At 71.5% G+C, this 14,828-nt stretch carries 18 protein-coding genes, 1 pseudogene and 1 riboswitch; of the genes and pseudogenes, 11 read left to right on the top strand and 8 right to left on the bottom strand.

The window, feature by feature from the left end; translation table 11 throughout:
* Positions 1–81: pseudogene (locus tag ABZS77_RS27470) on the top strand (phytochelatin synthase); the annotation flags it as partial.
* 170 nt (positions 82–251) lie between these two features.
* Here the strand turns inward: ABZS77_RS27470 and dusB are convergent.
* A complete protein-coding gene (gene dusB, locus ABZS77_RS27465; RefSeq protein WP_354828618.1) occupies positions 252–1,418 on the bottom strand; it encodes a tRNA dihydrouridine synthase DusB in 1,167 nt (388 codons plus the stop codon).
* A gap of 187 nt (positions 1,419–1,605) precedes the next feature.
* Here dusB and ABZS77_RS27460 point away from each other — a divergent pair, with 187 nt between their 5' ends.
* Complete coding sequence (locus ABZS77_RS27460; RefSeq protein ID WP_354828604.1) at positions 1,606–2,580, top strand: type IV toxin-antitoxin system AbiEi family antitoxin domain-containing protein; 975 nt, start codon at positions 1,606–1,608, stop codon at positions 2,578–2,580.
* A 124-nt stretch (positions 2,581–2,704) separates the two neighbouring features.
* Here ABZS77_RS27460 and ABZS77_RS27455 read toward each other — a convergent pair whose 3' ends face one another.
* The 3 genes from ABZS77_RS27455 to ABZS77_RS27445 all read right to left on the bottom strand — a co-directional run bounded on the left by ABZS77_RS27455 (position 2,705) and on the right by ABZS77_RS27445 (position 5,044).
* Positions 2,705–4,084: a glycine--tRNA ligase gene (locus tag ABZS77_RS27455; RefSeq protein WP_354828601.1), complete on the bottom strand. Its 1,380-nt coding sequence runs from the start codon at positions 4,082–4,084 to the stop codon at positions 2,705–2,707.
* Between the two features lie 114 nt (positions 4,085–4,198).
* Positions 4,199–4,678 (bottom strand): hypothetical protein, encoded by a 480-nt coding sequence (locus ABZS77_RS27450; protein WP_354828599.1) that lies wholly within the window; start codon positions 4,676–4,678, stop codon positions 4,199–4,201.
* 24 nt (positions 4,679–4,702) lie between these two features.
* Positions 4,703–5,044 (bottom strand): antibiotic biosynthesis monooxygenase, encoded by a 342-nt coding sequence (locus ABZS77_RS27445; RefSeq protein WP_354828597.1) that lies wholly within the window; start codon positions 5,042–5,044, stop codon positions 4,703–4,705.
* Between the two features lie 29 nt (positions 5,045–5,073).
* On the opposite strand from ABZS77_RS27445, the gene ABZS77_RS27440 reads away from it, so the two are divergent.
* Genes ABZS77_RS27440 through ABZS77_RS27405 form a run of 8 tightly spaced genes read left to right on the top strand, consistent with a single transcriptional unit; the run spans position 5,074 to position 9,535 of the window.
* Positions 5,074–5,331, top strand: a complete 258-nt coding sequence (locus tag ABZS77_RS27440) for a hypothetical protein (RefSeq protein WP_354828594.1) — start codon at positions 5,074–5,076, stop codon at positions 5,329–5,331.
* A 54-nt stretch (positions 5,332–5,385) separates the two neighbouring features.
* Positions 5,386–6,333, top strand: a complete 948-nt coding sequence (locus ABZS77_RS27435; RefSeq protein ID WP_354828591.1) for a metal ABC transporter substrate-binding protein — start codon at positions 5,386–5,388, stop codon at positions 6,331–6,333.
* Entirely contained in the window at positions 6,330–7,091 is a 762-nt protein-coding gene (locus tag ABZS77_RS27430; protein ID WP_354828588.1) for a metal ABC transporter ATP-binding protein, read from the top strand. The genes ABZS77_RS27435 and ABZS77_RS27430 overlap by 4 nt, the downstream gene beginning before the upstream one ends.
* A 3-nt stretch (positions 7,092–7,094) precedes the next feature.
* The gene (locus ABZS77_RS27425; RefSeq protein WP_354828585.1) at positions 7,095–7,961 is read left to right on the top strand and encodes a metal ABC transporter permease; all 867 of its coding nucleotides are present in this window, start codon (positions 7,095–7,097) and stop codon (positions 7,959–7,961) included.
* A gap of 43 nt (positions 7,962–8,004) precedes the next feature.
* The gene (locus tag ABZS77_RS27420) at positions 8,005–8,304 is read left to right on the top strand and encodes a metalloregulator ArsR/SmtB family transcription factor (protein WP_354828582.1); all 300 of its coding nucleotides are present in this window, start codon (positions 8,005–8,007) and stop codon (positions 8,302–8,304) included.
* The gene (locus ABZS77_RS27415) at positions 8,301–8,699 is read left to right on the top strand and encodes a Fur family transcriptional regulator (protein ID WP_354828579.1); all 399 of its coding nucleotides are present in this window, start codon (positions 8,301–8,303) and stop codon (positions 8,697–8,699) included. Before ABZS77_RS27420 ends, ABZS77_RS27415 begins: the two co-directional genes overlap by 4 nt.
* A gap of 50 nt (positions 8,700–8,749) precedes the next feature.
* Positions 8,750–9,358 (top strand): hypothetical protein, encoded by a 609-nt coding sequence (locus tag ABZS77_RS27410; protein WP_354828576.1) that lies wholly within the window; start codon positions 8,750–8,752, stop codon positions 9,356–9,358.
* Between the two features lie 9 nt (positions 9,359–9,367).
* Positions 9,368–9,535 carry a hypothetical protein gene (locus tag ABZS77_RS27405; RefSeq protein WP_167517539.1) on the top strand — a complete coding sequence of 56 codons (168 nt, stop codon included), beginning with the start codon at positions 9,368–9,370 and terminating at the stop codon, positions 9,533–9,535.
* Positions 9,536–9,593: 58 nt separating this feature from the next.
* On the opposite strand, the gene ABZS77_RS27400 is transcribed toward ABZS77_RS27405, so the two are convergent.
* From ABZS77_RS27400 to ABZS77_RS27385, 4 genes are all read right to left on the bottom strand, one after another.
* Positions 9,594–11,591, bottom strand: coding sequence for an acyl-CoA dehydrogenase family protein (locus ABZS77_RS27400; protein WP_354828572.1), 1,998 nt, complete (start codon positions 11,589–11,591; stop codon positions 9,594–9,596).
* 107 nt (positions 11,592–11,698) lie between these two features.
* Positions 11,699–12,202 carry a DUF6328 family protein gene (locus ABZS77_RS27395; protein ID WP_354828569.1) on the bottom strand — a complete coding sequence of 168 codons (504 nt, stop codon included), beginning with the start codon at positions 12,200–12,202 and terminating at the stop codon, positions 11,699–11,701.
* A gap of 120 nt (positions 12,203–12,322) precedes the next feature.
* Entirely contained in the window at positions 12,323–13,072 is a 750-nt protein-coding gene (locus ABZS77_RS27390) for an SIS domain-containing protein (RefSeq protein ID WP_354828567.1), read from the bottom strand.
* A gap of 29 nt (positions 13,073–13,101) precedes the next feature.
* Positions 13,102–13,932, bottom strand: a complete 831-nt coding sequence (locus tag ABZS77_RS27385) for an alpha/beta fold hydrolase (RefSeq protein ID WP_354828565.1) — start codon at positions 13,930–13,932, stop codon at positions 13,102–13,104.
* Positions 13,933–14,006: 74 nt separating this feature from the next.
* A riboswitch (TPP riboswitch) is annotated at positions 14,007–14,111 on the top strand.
* A gap of 73 nt (positions 14,112–14,184) precedes the next feature.
* Here ABZS77_RS27385 and ABZS77_RS27380 point away from each other — a divergent pair.
* Positions 14,185–14,772 carry an ECF transporter S component gene (locus ABZS77_RS27380; protein WP_354828562.1) on the top strand — a complete coding sequence of 196 codons (588 nt, stop codon included), beginning with the start codon at positions 14,185–14,187 and terminating at the stop codon, positions 14,770–14,772.
* Positions 14,773–14,828: the final 56 nt, after the last annotated feature.

The raw sequence follows: 14,828 nt of genomic DNA, 5'->3' as shown, positions 1-14,828 counted from the left end.
AACCCGAACACCGCCTCCTACTGGATCACCGTCGAGCACCTCGCCGACTGGATCGCCACCCGCGGCTACGCCACCAACTGACCACCAGCACACACAAACGCGAAAGGGCCGGACCCCACCACGGGGCCCGGCCCTTTCGGCATGACCAGGCCCTGTCCATGCCTCGTCAGGCGCCGCCGGGAAGGACCGAGCGCCACGAGACCGAGGAGGGTGGCCGCCGGGCGTCTCCGCCCAATCGGTCAGAGGCTCGATCAGCCGCCGGAGTCGTCCATCTCGGCGCCCTCGGGGACGGTGTCGTCGTCCCGGCTGGCCAGCCAGCCGTCCGGCAGGGAAACCTTGCCCGGGGAGTTCGTCCGCCCGCGCGGCTGGCCGAGAGCGGCCACCGGGAACGGCTCGGCCGGGTCGAGCTTGCCGAGCAGGTCGTCGAGCTGGGCCAGACTTTCGATCATCGCGAGCGAACGGCGCAGCTCACCGCCGACCGGGAAACCCTTGAGGTACCAGGCGACGTGCTTGCGGAAGTCGGTGCAGCCGTCCCGCTCGCCCCGCGCCGGGTTGCGGGCACCCGCCACGAACTGGTCCACCAGCAACTCGGCGTGCCGGCGCATGGTCACCGCCACCTCGCCGAGGCTGGGCAGTCGCCGCTCCGGCCGGCCGTTGAAGGCGGCCTCCAGGTCGGCGAAGAGCCACGGCCGGCCCAGGCAGCCGCGCCCGACGACCACGCCGTCCACGCCGGTGTGCGCGACCATCCGCAGCGCGTCGTCGGCCTCCCAGATGTCACCGTTGCCGAGCACCGGCACGTCGAGGGCCTGCTTCAACGTGGCGATGGCGTCCCAGTCGGCGGTGCCCGAGTACCGCTGCCCGGCCGTACGCCCGTGCAGGGCCACCGCGGCGACGCCGGCCTCCTGCGCGGCGAGCCCCGCCTCGACGTACGTCAGATGGTCGTCGTCGATGCCCTTGCGCATCTTCACCGTGACGGGCACCCCGGCCGGCGACGCGGCAGCGACCGCGGCCGTCACCAGCCGGGCGAAGAGCCGACGGCGCCAGGGCAGCGCCGCGCCGCCGCCCCGCCGGGTGACCTTGGGGACCGGGCAGCCGAAGTTGAGATCGATGTGGTCGGCCAGGTCGCGCTCCACGACGATGCGCACGGCCGCTGCGGTGATCTCCGGGTCGGTGCCGTAGAGCTGGAGGCTGCGGGGCTTCTCGTCGTCGCCGAACGCGATCATGCGCAGCGTCTTCGGATTCCGCTCGACGAGCGCCCGCGTGGTGATCATCTCGCAGACGTAGATGCCGCCGCCCTGCTCCCGGCAGAGCCGGCGGAACCCGACGTTGGTGATCCCGGCCATGGGCGCGAGCACCACCGGCGGCCACACCTGGTACGGCCCGAGAGTCAGAGGGCCCAAGGCAGGCGGCGCGGTCAAGGCAGTCACCGCACAAGTGTAAGGAAGGGCCCCTGCTTAACGCCTGGTGCATAGGAAGGGGCCCTTCCTTACACGACGCATATCACACCCCGCGATGATCGACGGAGTTGTCCACAGCCGGCAGGAGTTTCCACAGGCTGAACGACCGGGCAGGACAGGGCCCGATTCCGGCGGCCACGCTGCGGCCATGCGTGAATATCCACCCGAGCTGGCGGCGACGGCCGAGCGGCAACAGCACATCGTCACCCGAGCTCAATTGCTCGCCGCCGGCTACGACGACATGTACCTGTACCGCCAGGCTCGGCGCGGCCAGTGGCAACGAGTCCTGCCGGCGACGTACGCCCTGTTCACGGGCGTACTGACCGATGAACAACGCCGGATCTCCGCAGCGCTCTACGCCGGGCCGCTGGCGCAGCTCACCAGCCTGGCCGCGCTCGCCTGGTACGGGTTCCGGCAGATTCCGCGTAACAACGACGTACACCTGGTGGTGCCGCACCACGCACGGCGCCGGTCGGCGGACTACGCCGTCGTTCGGCGAGCCCTGGCACTGGACGCCTGGCCGCGGTCGAGCGCGCCCTATCCGGTGTGCTCGCCGGCGCGGGCGGTCGTGGACGCGGCTCGCGACCTTCGGCAGATTCGCCCGGTGCGGGCCATCGTCGCCGAGTCCGTCCAGCGCGGTTTCACCGACCTCGGCAGGCTTGACGAGGAGATCCGCCGGGCGCGGCGCAGTCGCACCGCGCTGATCAGGATGGCGTACGCGGAGGTCCTGGCCGGCACCCGGTCGGCTCCGGAGGCGGAGCTGCGCGAGTGCCTGGCGGACAGCCCGATCCTGCCGGAAATTCGCTGGAATCCCCGCCTTCGTACGCTCGACGGGGCGACGCTGCCGACGCCGGACGGGTACCTCACCGACTCGGCGGTGGCGCTGGAGGTCGATTCGCAGGAGTACCACTTCAGCGCGAGCGACTGGGCTCGGACGTTGGAGCGGCACAACGAGCTGAGCCGGCACGGTGTCCTGGTTCTGCACGTCACGCCGGCACAGCTACGGCGCCACCCGAACCGCATCCGACGAACCGTCGAGGACGCGTACGAGTCCCGGCAGGGCGTCGGCGCCACGCTCCGGGTCCGCGTCGATCCGGCCGGCCCGGAGCACACAAGGGCCTGATCGAGTACGGGCGCTCCACGCGAGTCAGCCCCGCTGCTCCGCTCAGCTCAGCTCGCAGAGCAACGGAGTTAGGAAGGGGCCCCTCCTATACCTGAGGCGTTAAGAAGGGGCCCTTCCTTGCACCTCAGCAGCCGGGGAGGCGCTCGATCAGGTAGCGCTCGACCTGGTCCAGGGAAATCCGCTCCTGGGCCATGGTGTCCCGGTTGCGCACCGTCACGGCGTTGTCGTCCAGGGTGTCGAAGTCGACGGTCACGCAGAACGGGGTGCCGATCTCGTCCTGCCGGCGGTAGCGGCGACCGATCGCCTGCGAGTCGTCGAACTCCACCACCCAACGCTTGCGCAGCAGCGCCGCGAGGTCCTTCGCCTTGGGCGACAACGCCTCGTTACGCGACAGCGGCAGCACCGCCACCTTGACCGGGGCGAGCCGCGGGTCGAACCGCATAACGGTGCGCTTGTCCACGCCGCCCTTGGTGTTCGGCGCCTCGTCCTCGTCGTACGCCTCCAGCAGGAAGGCCAGCACCGCGCGGGTCAGACCGGCGGCCGGCTCGATGACGTACGGCATCCAGCGCTCGCTCTTGGACTGGTCGAAGTACGACAGGTCGACGCCCGAGTGCTTGCTGTGCGTGGAGAGGTCGAAGTCGGTGCGGTTGGCGACGCCCTCCAACTCGGCGAACTCGGTGCCGCCGAACTGGAAGCGGTACTCGATGTCGACGGTGCGCTTCGAGTAGTGGGAGAGCTTCTCGGCGGGGTGCTCGAAGAGGCGCAGGTTGTCGGCCGACAGGCCCAGGTCGATGTACCAGTTCCAGCGCTCCTGGAGCCAGTATTCGTGCCACTGCTCGTCGGTGCCCGGCTCGACGAAGAACTCCATCTCCATCTGCTCGAACTCGCGGGTCCGGAAGATGAAGTTGCCCGGCGTGATCTCGTTGCGGAACGACTTGCCGGTCTGCGCGATGCCGAACGGCGGCTTCTTGCGGGCGACGGTCTCGACGTTCTTGTAGTTCACGAAGATGCCCTGCGCGGTCTCCGGACGCAGGTAGTGCAGGCCTTCGTCGCTCTCCACCGGGCCCAGGTACGTCTTCATGAGGCCGTTGAACATCTTCGGCTCGGTGAAGGTGCCCTTGTTGCCGCAGTTGGGGCAGTTCAGCTCGGCGAGCGAGGTCAGCGGCTTGCCGTGCTTCTCCGCGTACGCCTCCTCCAGGTGGTCCGCCCGGAAGCGCTTGTGGCAGAACTGGCACTCGGTGAGCGGGTCGACGAACTCGGCGATGTGGCCGGAGGCCTCCCACACCTTGCGGGCCAGGATCACGGCGGAGTCGAGGCCGACCACGTCGTCACGCTGCTGGACCATGGTCTTCCACCACTGCCGGCGGACGTTCTCCTTGAGTTCCACGCCGAGCGGACCGTAGTCCCACGCCGATCGGGTGCCTCCGTAGATCTCACTGGAGGGGAAGACAAAGCCTCGGCGCTTGGCGAGACTGACGACGGCGTCGATACGGTCGACTGGCATGTTTCCTCCTACGCCGGCTGGCGGTCGGCGGGGGCGAGATGTGGATGGAACGGTCGGTTCGGGACAACGGTACGACCACCATCATCCCGAGCCCAGCAGAATACCGGGGGCCGATCAGCTCACCCCGCAGACCTCCATGCCGCCGGTCTGACCGTCCTGACCGAGGCTGACCTGCTGCTGCTCCCGGTCGCCACCGGCGAGCGTCACGTCGACCGGCACCACCAGGTTGATGGTGTCCACGTCACCGACCCGGAAGGCGGCGACCTGGGGCTCGGCGGCCGCCCGTCGTTCGAACTCGGCGCGGGACTCGCGCCGCTGCGCGTCGTCGCAGAGCTGGTCGTACGCCCGCCCGTAGTTCTTCTCGACGAGTGCCTGGTAGTAGTCGCCGGTGACGGTGCGGCCCTGCTCGCGGACGGCCTGCACGCCGGTGACGGCCAGGCCGACGACGGCCGCGCCGCCCCCGCCACAGCAGAGGAGCACGGCGAGCGCGCCGACGCCGAGGCCGATCCAGAGCCGGGTCCGGCGGCCCTCGGTGGGTGGCGCGGCGAACGGCGGAGCCACACCGGGACCGGGCGGCGGGGCGGGTGCGGTCATAGGAGCAGCGTAGTGTCCGCCGGCTCAGCGGTAAGGACCCGCAGCCCGATCACTCTCGGCGACCACCACGGCCCCGCCGGGCGCGGCGCTGGCCAGGGCCTCGTACGCGGACGGTTCGTCGACCGACTCGGCGAGCAGTGGCACGGCGCTGACCTTGACCTCGAAGGCACCCAGCGCCCGCCGGTAGGTGCCGACCGACTCCCACTCGGTGAGCAGGGTCCAGTACCGGGGGTCGTCGAGCGCCCGGACCAGTTGGCCCCGCAGGTAGCCGGGGCGGGCGGCCAGCGCGGTGAGGGCGGCGTGCGCCCGTTCGGTGAAGTCGTCGGCGACATCGACGTCGACCACGAACCGGTTGGTCACCAGCACCGGGGGTTCCTCCTCGTAGAGTCTGTGGGATGCAGCGTACGCAGCGCCCTCTGCTGGCGCGTCTGGCCGGGGCGAACCCGACGTCGGTGTTCCTGCTCACCCTGGTGGTGGTGCTGGTGGCGTTCTTCACGCCGGGGGTGATCGGCGGGTTGCTGACGTTGGCGCTCGCGGCGGTGCTGATCGCCCTGTTGGCGACCACGTGGCCGGTTCAGGCGCCGCAGACCCGGATGATCCGGCTGCTGATGCTGACCCTGCTGGTGACGGTGGGCCTGGCGAAGCTGCTCTGACATGCAATCATGCGTTTTTGACAATCATTATCGTTACCACGGACAGTTGACGACATGACCAACCGCGCCACGTCCCGTGCCCTGGCCGCCGCGACCGCCCTCCTCGCCCTGGGCGCCGGTGCCGGCTGCTCCACCGGGGGCGCCGCCGGCGCCGACCCGCAACGAGTCGACGTGGTGGCCGCGTTCTACCCCCTCCAGTTCCTCGCCGAGCGGATCGGCGGCGACGCCGTGCGGGTGACCAACCTCGCCAAGCCCGGCGCCGAGCCGCACGACCTGGAACTCAGCCCCAAGCAGGTCGGCCAGGTCAGCGACGCCGAGCTGATCGTCTACCTCAAGGGCTTCCAGCCGGCGGTGGACGACGCCGTCGCGCAGAACGGCGGCGACCGGACCTTCGACGTGACGAGCGTGCAACCGCTGCTGGACATGACCGCGGGCGAGCACGACCACGAGGGCGCGGGCGGGCACGCCGAGGAGGACACCGGCGGCAAGGACCCGCACGTCTGGCTCGACCCGACCCGGCTGGCCGCCATCGGCGACCAGCTCGCCCAGCGGCTCGGCGAGACCGACCCGGGCCACGCCGCCGACTACACCGCACGCGCGTCCGCGCTGCGCGCCGACCTGACGGCCCTGGACGGCGAGTTCACCCAGGGCCTGGCGACCTGCCAGCGACGCGAGATCGTGACCAGTCACACCGCGTTCGGCTACCTCGCCGACCGGTACCGGCTCGACCAGGTGGGCATCACCGGGCTGAGCCCCGACGTCGAACCCTCCCCGCAGCGGCTCGCGCAGGTCATCGAGGAGGCCAGGGAGCACCAGACCACCACGATCTTCTTCGAGACGCTCGTCAGCCCGAAGGTCGCCGAGACCATCGCCGGTCAGGTGGGCGCGAAGACCGCCGTGCTCGACCCGATCGAAGGGCTCGCCGCTGGCGACGGCGCCGACTACCTTTCGGTGATGCGTACCAACCTCCAGGCCCTGCGGACGGCGTTGAGCTGCTCGTGAGCACACCCGTCATCACCGTCGAGCACGCGGCGGTCGGCTACGAGGGCCGCCCGGTGCTCCGGGACGTCTCGCTCACCGTCACCGCCGGGGAGGTCGTCGCGGTGCTCGGCGCCAACGGCTCCGGCAAGTCCACGCTGATCCGCGCGGTACTCGGACTGGTGCCGCTGAGCACCGGCTCGATCACCCTCTTCGACCAGCCGTTGCGCCGGTTCCGACAGTGGCAACGCATCGGGTACGTCCCCCAGCGCCTCGGGGCTGGCGGCGGCGTACCGGCCACGGTGCGCGAGGTGGTGGCCTCCGGCCGGCTGGCCCGCCGGGGTCTGCTCCGTCCTCCGGGCACCGCCGACCGCACCGCCGTCGACGACGCGCTGCGCGCGGTGGGCCTCGCCGACCGGGCCGCCGACCCGGTGGCCACCCTCTCCGGCGGCCAACAGCAGCGCACCCTGATCGCCCGCGCGCTTGCCGGCCGGCCGGAGCTGCTGATCCTCGACGAGCCCACCGCGGGGGTGGACGCGGCCAGCCAGGAGGCGTTCGCCGGAGCGCTTCGCGACTTCGTCGGCGACGGCGGGACGGTGCTGCTGGTGGCCCACGAGCTGGGCCCGCTGCGACCGGTGATCAGCCGGGCTGTCGTCGTACACGAGGGTGGCATCTGTCACGACGGCCCGGTGCCGGACCCGGCCGGCCACCACGCGGAGCCCGACCACGACCACGTGCACCCGCACGGTCCCGACGAGCCCGCCGGGCTGTGGAGCAGCTGAGCAATGGAACTCTTCCAGTACCCGTACATGCAGCGTGCCCTGATCGCCGCGCTGGTGATCGGCCTGGCCGCGCCGGCGCTCGGCATCTACCTGGTGCAGCGCCGGTTGACGCTGATCGGCGACGGCATCGGGCACGTCGCGTTGACGGGCGTCGGCGCGGGCCTGCTGCTCAACCGCTCGCCGGTGCTGGTGGCGGTGATCGTGGCCACCCTCGGCGCGGTCACGATCGAGGTGGTCCGCTCCCGTGGGCGTACCTCCGGCGACCTGGCCCTGGCCCTGCTCTTCTACGGCGGCATCGCCGGCGGTGTGCTGCTGGTCGGCCTGTCCGACGCCACCAGCGCCAACCTCAACGCCTACCTGTTCGGGTCGCTCACCACCATCTCGCCTGCCGACCTGACCACCATTGCCGTGCTCGGCGCGGCGATCCTCGTCGCCATGATCGCGCTGCGGCCGGCGCTCTTCGCGGTCAGCCACGACGAGGAGTACGCCCGGGTCTCCGGCCTACCGGTGCGCACCCTCAACCTGCTGATCGCGGTCACCACCGCGGTCACCGTGACCATCGCGATGCGCGCGGTCGGGGTGCTGCTGATCAGCGCGCTCATGGTGATCCCGGTGGCCGCCGCCCAGCAGGTCACCCGCGGTTTCCGCAGCACGATGACCGCCGCGATGGCGCTTGGGTTCTTCGCGGCCGGCTCCGGCGTCTGGGTGGCGGCGACGGCGGACACCGCGCCGGGCGCGTCGGTGGTGCTGGTGGCGATCGCGTCGTTCCTGGTGGTGGCCGTGGCCGGTGGCGTCTGGCGGGCTCTGCGTCGCCGGGTCACACCGTCCTCGGTCCCGGCGCCGGAACCGCACGAGGTCGTGCTCCGCTGAGACGGATCAGCGGGACGCGTCCGATGTTGGTTACCGTTGCGGGATGACCGGCACAGCGGGCTATGAGGCTTTCGACGGGGCCAGCGAACTGCTCCGCGCCCTGTCGGCGCCCATCCGGTTGGCGATCGTCAGCGAGCTGGCCGACGGCGAGCGGTGCGTCCACGAGCTGGTGGAGAAGCTGGGCGCCGCGCAGCCGCTGGTCTCCCAGCACCTGCGGGTGCTGCGGGGCGCGGGCGTCGTCCGGGGCTCGCGCCGAGGTCGGGAAATCGCGTACAGCCTCGTCGACGAGCACGTCGCGCACATCGTGGCGGACGCGGTCAGCCACGCCGGGGAGGGATCATGAGCGAGAGCGGCGCCGCGCTGCGCAACACCCGGCAGCGCTCGGCGGTGAGCGCGTTGCTCGGCGAGATGGAGGGCTTCCACAGCGCCCAGGACCTGCACGCGATGCTGCGCCAGCGCGGTGAGCGGGTCGGCCTCACCACCGTCTACCGCACCCTGCAGGGGTTGGCGGACGCGGGCGAGATCGACGTGATGCGCCCGCCCGGCGGCGAGCACCTCTACCGCCGGTGCAGCCAGGGACACCACCACCACCTGGTCTGCCGGGCCTGCGGCCGTACCGTCGAGGTGGCCGGCCCGGCCGTGGAGAGCTGGGCCGACCGGGTCGCCGAGCAGCACGGCTACGCCGACGTCAGCCACACCCTGGAAATCTTCGGCACCTGCCCGGCCTGCGTCCGCTGACGGTTTTGTGCGGGTGCCCCACCGGGCCCGTTCGTGACACGCTGTCCGGCGTGAAGATTTACGCCGATCGGTTTCCGACCGCCGCCCGCCAGTTGCTCACCGACCTGCTCGTCGTCGCCTGGGTGTACGTCGCGATCCGTGGTGCGCTGTGGCTGCACGACCTGGTCCAGAAGCTCGCCGTACCGGGGCAGAAGCTGGAGGGCGCCGGCAGCGGGCTCGCCGACAACCTGGGCGACGCCGGCAGCAAGGTCGGCCGGGTGCCGCTGGTCGGTGACGAGTTGACCGCGCCCTTCCGGCGGGCCGCCGACGCCGCCCGTGGGCTCGCCGACGCCGGCCGCGACCAGCAGCACCTCGTCGATCAGCTCGCCCTGGCGCTCGCCATCGCGGTCCTGATCTTCCCGCTCGGCCTGGTGCTGTTCGGGTGGCTGCCGCTGCGGGTGCGCTGGATGCGCCGGGCCGGATCGGCCGCGAAGTTGGCCGCCGGGCCGGCCGGTCGGGACCTGCTCGCCCTGCGCGCGCTGGCGACCCAGCCGCTGGGCCGGCTGACCCGGATCGCGCCCGACGTCGCCGAGGCGTGGCGGCGCGGCGACGACGAGACCGTCGACGCCCTGGCCGCGCTGGAGCTGCGCCAACTCGGTCTGCGCAGTCGTGGCCGCTAAGGTCTTCGGGTGTTCTACTTCCTGGTCGTCATCGCCGTCCTGCTGCTCGGCTACGCCGCCGTCCTGGTCTCCTTCGTCCGACGGGGCAGGAAGATCCCGCCCGCGGCGTACCTGGGTCTGGCGGTGCTCAACGGCCTGATCCTGGCGGCGGTGCTGGCCTGGGCGGTCGCCCGCTGAGCGGCCCCGTCGGCTGCGGACCGGCCCGCCCGGCCGGCGAGCGCCGGGCGGCACACGGTCACGGCCTGGGCGGGATGCGGCGGCGGACGTCCTCGGCGGTGGACGGACCGGGCGACCAGCGGGCCACCCAGGGCAGCTCGTCCGACGGGGTGATGACCCCCTCCTCCAGCGCCGAATAGCGGCCGGCGAGGATCCGCTTCGCGGCGGCGACGTCGACCGAGTCGGTGTTGTCCCACAGGGCGGTGAACAGGGCGTCCACCCGCACCCGGGCCTGCCGGCAGAACAGGTCGGCCAGCTCGACGTTCTCCGGACGGGTGTCCCGTTCGGCGTAGGCCCGCACGCAGACCGCCGACATCGCGAACAACTCCGCGCCGATGTCCACCACGCGGCCGAGGAACGCCTGCTTGCGTTCCATCTTCCCCTGCCAACGCGACATCGCGTAGAACGTCGACCGGGCCAGCTTGCGCGACGACCGTTCCACCTGGCGCAGGTGCGCGGCCAGCGGCCCGAACTCGCCGTACGCCGACGGGCTCTGACCTCGACCGACCGCGAGGGTGGGCAGCCACTTCGCGTAGAAGGCACCGGCGCGGGCACCCGCGCGGGCCTTGCGGCCGAGCCCCGCGTCCGGGTCGATGATGTCGCCGGCGACCGACAGGTGGGCGTCGACGGCCTCCCGGGCGATCAGCAGGTGCATGATCTCGGTCGAGCCCTCGAAGATCCGGTTGATCCGCAGGTCGCGGAGCATCTGTTCGACGGCGGCCGGGCGTTCGCCGCGGGCGGCCAGCGAGTCGGCCGTCTCGTACCCTCGTCCGCCCCGGATCTGGATGAGCTCGTCGGCGATCTTCCAGGCCATCTCGCTGGCGTACAGCTTGACCAGCGCCGCCTCGATCCGGATGTCGTTGCGGTCGTCGTCGGCGAGCAGGCAGCACAGGTCCAGCATGGTCTCCATGCCGTACGTGGTGGCGGCGATGAAGGAGAGTTTCTGGGCGACCGCCTCGTGCTCGCCCACCGGTCGACCCCACTGGACCCGGTCGGCGGCCCACTCCCGGGCCACGTTCAACGCCCACTTGCCGGCGCCCACGCACATCGCCGGCAGCGAGAGCCGACCGGTGTTCAGGGTCGTCAGGGCGATCTTGAGGCCCTTGCCCTCGCCGCCGATGACGTTCTCGGCGGGCACGAAGACGTCGTGGAACCGGGTGAGGCTGTTCTCCAGGCCGCGCAGGCCGACGAACTCGTTGCGCCGTTCCACCGTGATGCCGGCGCTGTCGCCGTCCACCACGAACGCGGTGATCCCACCGCGTCGTCCCTCACGGGCCGGCACCCGGGCCATCACCACCAGCAGGGTGGCGACGATGCCGTTGGTGGCCCAGAGCTTCACGCCGTTGAGCCGGTAACCGGTGCCGTCCTCGGTCGGTTCGGCGGTGGTGGCCAGGCGGGCCGGGTCGGAGCCGACGTCGGGCTCGGTGAGCAGGAACGCGGAGACCTCGCCGGCGGCGAGCCGGGGCAGGAAGCGTTGCTTCTGCTCGGCGGTGCCGAACATCTTCAGTGGCTGCGGCACCCCGATCGACTGGTGCGCGGAGAGCAGCGCGCCGATCGCCGGGCTGACCGAGCCGGCCAGCATCAACGCCCGGCAGTAGTGCAGGTTGCTCAACCCCAGCCCGCCGTACTGCCTGTCGATCTTCATGCCGAACGCGCCGAGGTCGGCCAGGCCGTGGTACACGGAATCCGGAATGGACGCGTCGCGCTCTATCGCCGCGCCGTCCACCTCGGAGGCGAGGAAGGCGCGGAACCGGCCGAGGAACTCCTCGGCGCGCGCCACGTCGTCCGGGTCGGAGCGGGGCCACGGGTCGATGAGGTCGAGCCGGAAACGGCCGAGGAACAGCTCCTTGCCGAAGCTGGGTCGGTCCCAGGTGGACTCGCGGGCGGCCTCGGCGACCTGCCGGGCCTCCTTCTCGGTGACCTGCCCGGCCTCGGCGGGCAGCGCCGAGGCGGCACCCGTGGTGGTTTCGGAGTCGGGGCCGTCCGGTGCCGGTCGGCCGTTGTGCGTCGTGGTCACGGCTGCCCCCTCGAAACTCGGTGCGGCTGCATCGACGTGCGCGACTACCCGCCACGCTACCCCCGGTTGTTACCCAGGGGTAGCGCCGCGTGCGGATCGTCGCGCGATCAGCGATCGGTGAGGGTTTCCGGGTCGTCGTCCTCGTCGTCGATGTCGTCCTCACCCCAGTTGCGGCGGGCGAACGGCAGGATCATCCAGAACATGAGGAACCACAGCCCGGTCAGGGCGCTGAGCAGGAAGGCGATCGGCCGGTCCAACACGAAGTCGGTGATCAGCAGCACCGCGCTGACCATGGCGATCAACATGAAGGCGAGGCCACCGGTGGCCATCCGGTGGGCGAAGCGGACCAGCTCCGGCTTGCGTCCCTGCCGGAACAGCGCCCGGTGGAACGCGACCGGTGAGATGATCATCGCGGTGGCGGCGGCCGCCGCGAGCAACGCCACGATGTAGACGTCACGCTGGAACTCGCTGGTGCGGGTGAACCCGTTGCTGAACGGGAGGGTGAGCAGAAAGGCGAAGAGGATCTGCACGCCGGTCTGGGCGACCCGCAACTCCTGCAACAGGTCGGCGAAGTTGCGCTGCCAACGCTGCTTCTCGGTCTCCTTCGACACGCGCTACCTCCGGTGAGACGCTACTGCCGACGGCTCCAGCCGTCGGCAGCAACGCCAATGCCCCACCCGGCCGAGCGTGAAACAGGTTCACGACACCTCCCGGCCACCTGCCGGACATACTCAGGAGCCGCGCCGGATCCGGCCCGCGTACCGGGCCTCCAGCGCGTTGTTGTGCGCGTCGCCGTCCGGGATGTTCGCCGACAGGTAGACCGGGGGCCGCTCCCCCGCCGCCAGCAACCGGGCCACCACCTCCACGGTGACCTGCTGGGCCAGCAGCGCCGCCGTGATCGAGGAGACCGCGCCGACCGCACCGCCGCCGGGCAGCGGCAGCGTCGCGTCGCCGTACGGGGCGCCGTTGTCGAGCACCACGTCGGCGACGTCGGCCAGTTTGCGGCCGGACGGGTGCCGGGAGGTCATCCGGCCGGAGTGCTGCGCGGAGGTGATCGCCACCAGGGCGTGGCCGCGCTCCTTCACCAGCGCGGCGAACTCCACAATCGCGCCGTTGACCCCCGAGTTCGAGGCAAGCACGAACACGTCGGTGGGCCGCACCGGGGTCAACTCGTACAGCCGGTGCGCCACCGCCGGGTCCCGCTCCAGCAGCGGGCCGAGCCGGTCGGCCGGTTCGCCGCCGCGCAGCACCAGGTCGCGCAGGGCGATCCGGTTGGTCGGCACCAGCCCGCCCGCCCGTCCGGCGATCTCCATGGCGAGGGCCTCCGAGTGGCCGGTGCCGAACGCGTGCACCACCCCGTCGGCACGGACCGCGTCGGCGATCAGGTCGGCGGCGCGTCCCACCGCCTCCCGCTGACTCGCGGCCACCCGGCCGATCGTCTCGGTCACCACGGCCAGGTAGTCCTCGGCACTTACCGTCATGCGTCCTCCGTCGTCTGGTTGCGGCCGGCTCAGGCCGTTCCGTTGACCCGGGCCAGGATCGCCTCGGCGAGCGGGCCGGGGGCGGCGTCCGGGATCCAGTGGGTCACCCCGGTCAGGGGTACGAAGCGGTAGTCGCCGGTCACGTTGGCGGCGCACGCGTCGGCGGCGGCACGGCCGATCGCGACGTCCCGGTCGCTCCACACGTACGTGGTGGGCACGCCGACCGGGCCGACGCCGGCCAGGTCGGACCCGGACATCGCCCGATACCAGTTCAGCGCGGCGGTGAGCGCGCCCGGCTCCCGCATCGGGTCGGCGTAGCGGTCCACCCGGGAGCTGTCGCCGACGCCACCGAGCATCTTGCGCAGGGCCGTCGCGTTGAGGGCCAGCAGCACCTTCTCCGCCTTGCCCGGCATCCGGAACAGCGCCATGTACGACGAGCGGGCCTTCTGCTGCCGGTCGGTACGCAGGGCGTGCGCCATGGCGGCGGGATGCGGCACCGACACCGCGGTGAGCGTACGGACCCGCTCCGGATGCCCGGCGGCCACCGCCCAGGCCACCACCGCGCCCCAGTCGTGACCGACCAGGTGCACGGCGTCCAGGCCGAGCGCGTCGAGCACCGCCACCACGTCGGCGACCAGTTCGGGGATCCGGTACTCGGCAACCGCCTCCGGCCGGGCGCCCGGCGAGTAGCCCCGCTGGTCCAGCGCGTACGTGCGCAGTCCCGCCGCGTGCAGCGCCGGGACGACGTCGTCCCACTCGCCGCTGTGCTGGGGGAAGCCGTGCAGCAGCAGGACGGGTTCACCGTCCGGCGGTCCACCGGCGCGTACCTCGAACGTGAGACCTCGTGCGTCTACCCGCATGATCGTCACCCTACCCAGCCGACGCCCTGCTGGGCTGGTACGCCTTGTCGGTGCTAGCGTCAGCGAGACAACTTCACATCCGACAGGGGAGCGCACAGCGCTGAGAGTGCGGGTACGCCCGCAGACCCTCGAACCTGATCTGGGTAATGCCAGCGCAGGGAGTTCGGTCGACCTCCAGCCGCGCCGCAGTCCGGTGCCACCGGACGCGGCGTGCGTCTTGCCTGGTTCTCTTTCGTGAACTGGGAGCACAGCATGGACAACACCACAAACCGTTGGCGGACCATCGACATCGTGGTCGCCTCGGTGATCGCGGTGGCCTTCGGCGTCATCTTCTGGGCCTGGGGCCTGGTGTGGAGCGCCACCGAGGGGGCGTTCGCCTTCTTCCCGCCGGCGCAGACCCTGCTCTACGGCGTCTGGCTGATGCCGGCCGTCATCGGCGGCCTGGTCATCCGCAAGCCCGGCGCCGCGCTGTACTGCGAGACGGTGGCGGCGGTCCTCTCCGCCCTGTTGGGCAGCCAGTGGGCCGGCACGGTGATCCCGCAGGGCATCGTGCAGGGCATCGGCGCCGAGCTGGCGTTCGCCGCCTTCCGGTACCGGTCGTTCCGCCTGCCGACCGCCGTCCTGGCCGGTGCGCTGACCGGTCTGAGCGCCGCGCTGTTCGACTTCTTCGTCTGGAACGTCGACTACGCGCTTGCCGACTACCGCATCCCGTACGCGCTGCTGACCGTCGTCAGCGCCACCGTGATCGCGGGCGCCGGCGGCTGGCTGCTCACTCGCGCCCTGGCCAACACCGGCGCCCTGGATCGTTTCCCGGTGGCCCAGGAACGCGCCCTGATCTGACCCGCCGGCTGCGGTGGCTCGCGGTGATCAAGAGATTCGCGTCACCAGGGTGCGCT

The organism is Micromonospora sp. NPDC005298 (assembly GCF_040607375.1).
Classification (GTDB): domain Bacteria; phylum Actinomycetota; class Actinomycetes; order Mycobacteriales; family Micromonosporaceae; genus Micromonospora.
This window is presented reverse-complemented; position numbering and strand designations above follow the sequence as displayed.

What these genes read in the sequence shown, in the direction of transcription:
- ABZS77_RS27390 (WP_354828567.1), bottom strand. Translation starts at nt 13,072, where the DNA reads ATGACGGTAAGTGCCGAGGACTACCTGGCCGTGGTGACCGAGACGATC.
- ABZS77_RS27420 (WP_354828582.1), top strand. Translation starts at nt 8,005, where the DNA reads ATGACCGGCACAGCGGGCTATGAGGCTTTCGACGGGGCCAGCGAACTG.
- ABZS77_RS27415 (WP_354828579.1), top strand. Translation starts at nt 8,301, where the DNA reads ATGAGCGAGAGCGGCGCCGCGCTGCGCAACACCCGGCAGCGCTCGGCG.
- ABZS77_RS27380 (WP_354828562.1), top strand. Translation starts at nt 14,185, where the DNA reads ATGGACAACACCACAAACCGTTGGCGGACCATCGACATCGTGGTCGCC.
- ABZS77_RS27425 (WP_354828585.1), top strand. Translation starts at nt 7,095, where the DNA reads ATGGAACTCTTCCAGTACCCGTACATGCAGCGTGCCCTGATCGCCGCG.
- ABZS77_RS27450 (WP_354828599.1), bottom strand. Translation starts at nt 4,678, where the DNA reads ATGACCGCACCCGCCCCGCCGCCCGGTCCCGGTGTGGCTCCGCCGTTC.
- ABZS77_RS27435 (WP_354828591.1), top strand. Translation starts at nt 5,386, where the DNA reads ATGACCAACCGCGCCACGTCCCGTGCCCTGGCCGCCGCGACCGCCCTC.
- ABZS77_RS27455 (WP_354828601.1), bottom strand. Translation starts at nt 4,084, where the DNA reads ATGCCAGTCGACCGTATCGACGCCGTCGTCAGTCTCGCCAAGCGCCGA.
- ABZS77_RS27460 (WP_354828604.1), top strand. Translation starts at nt 1,606, where the DNA reads ATGCGTGAATATCCACCCGAGCTGGCGGCGACGGCCGAGCGGCAACAG.
- ABZS77_RS27440 (WP_354828594.1), top strand. Translation starts at nt 5,074, where the DNA reads ATGCAGCGTACGCAGCGCCCTCTGCTGGCGCGTCTGGCCGGGGCGAAC.
- ABZS77_RS27385 (WP_354828565.1), bottom strand. Translation starts at nt 13,932, where the DNA reads ATGCGGGTAGACGCACGAGGTCTCACGTTCGAGGTACGCGCCGGTGGA.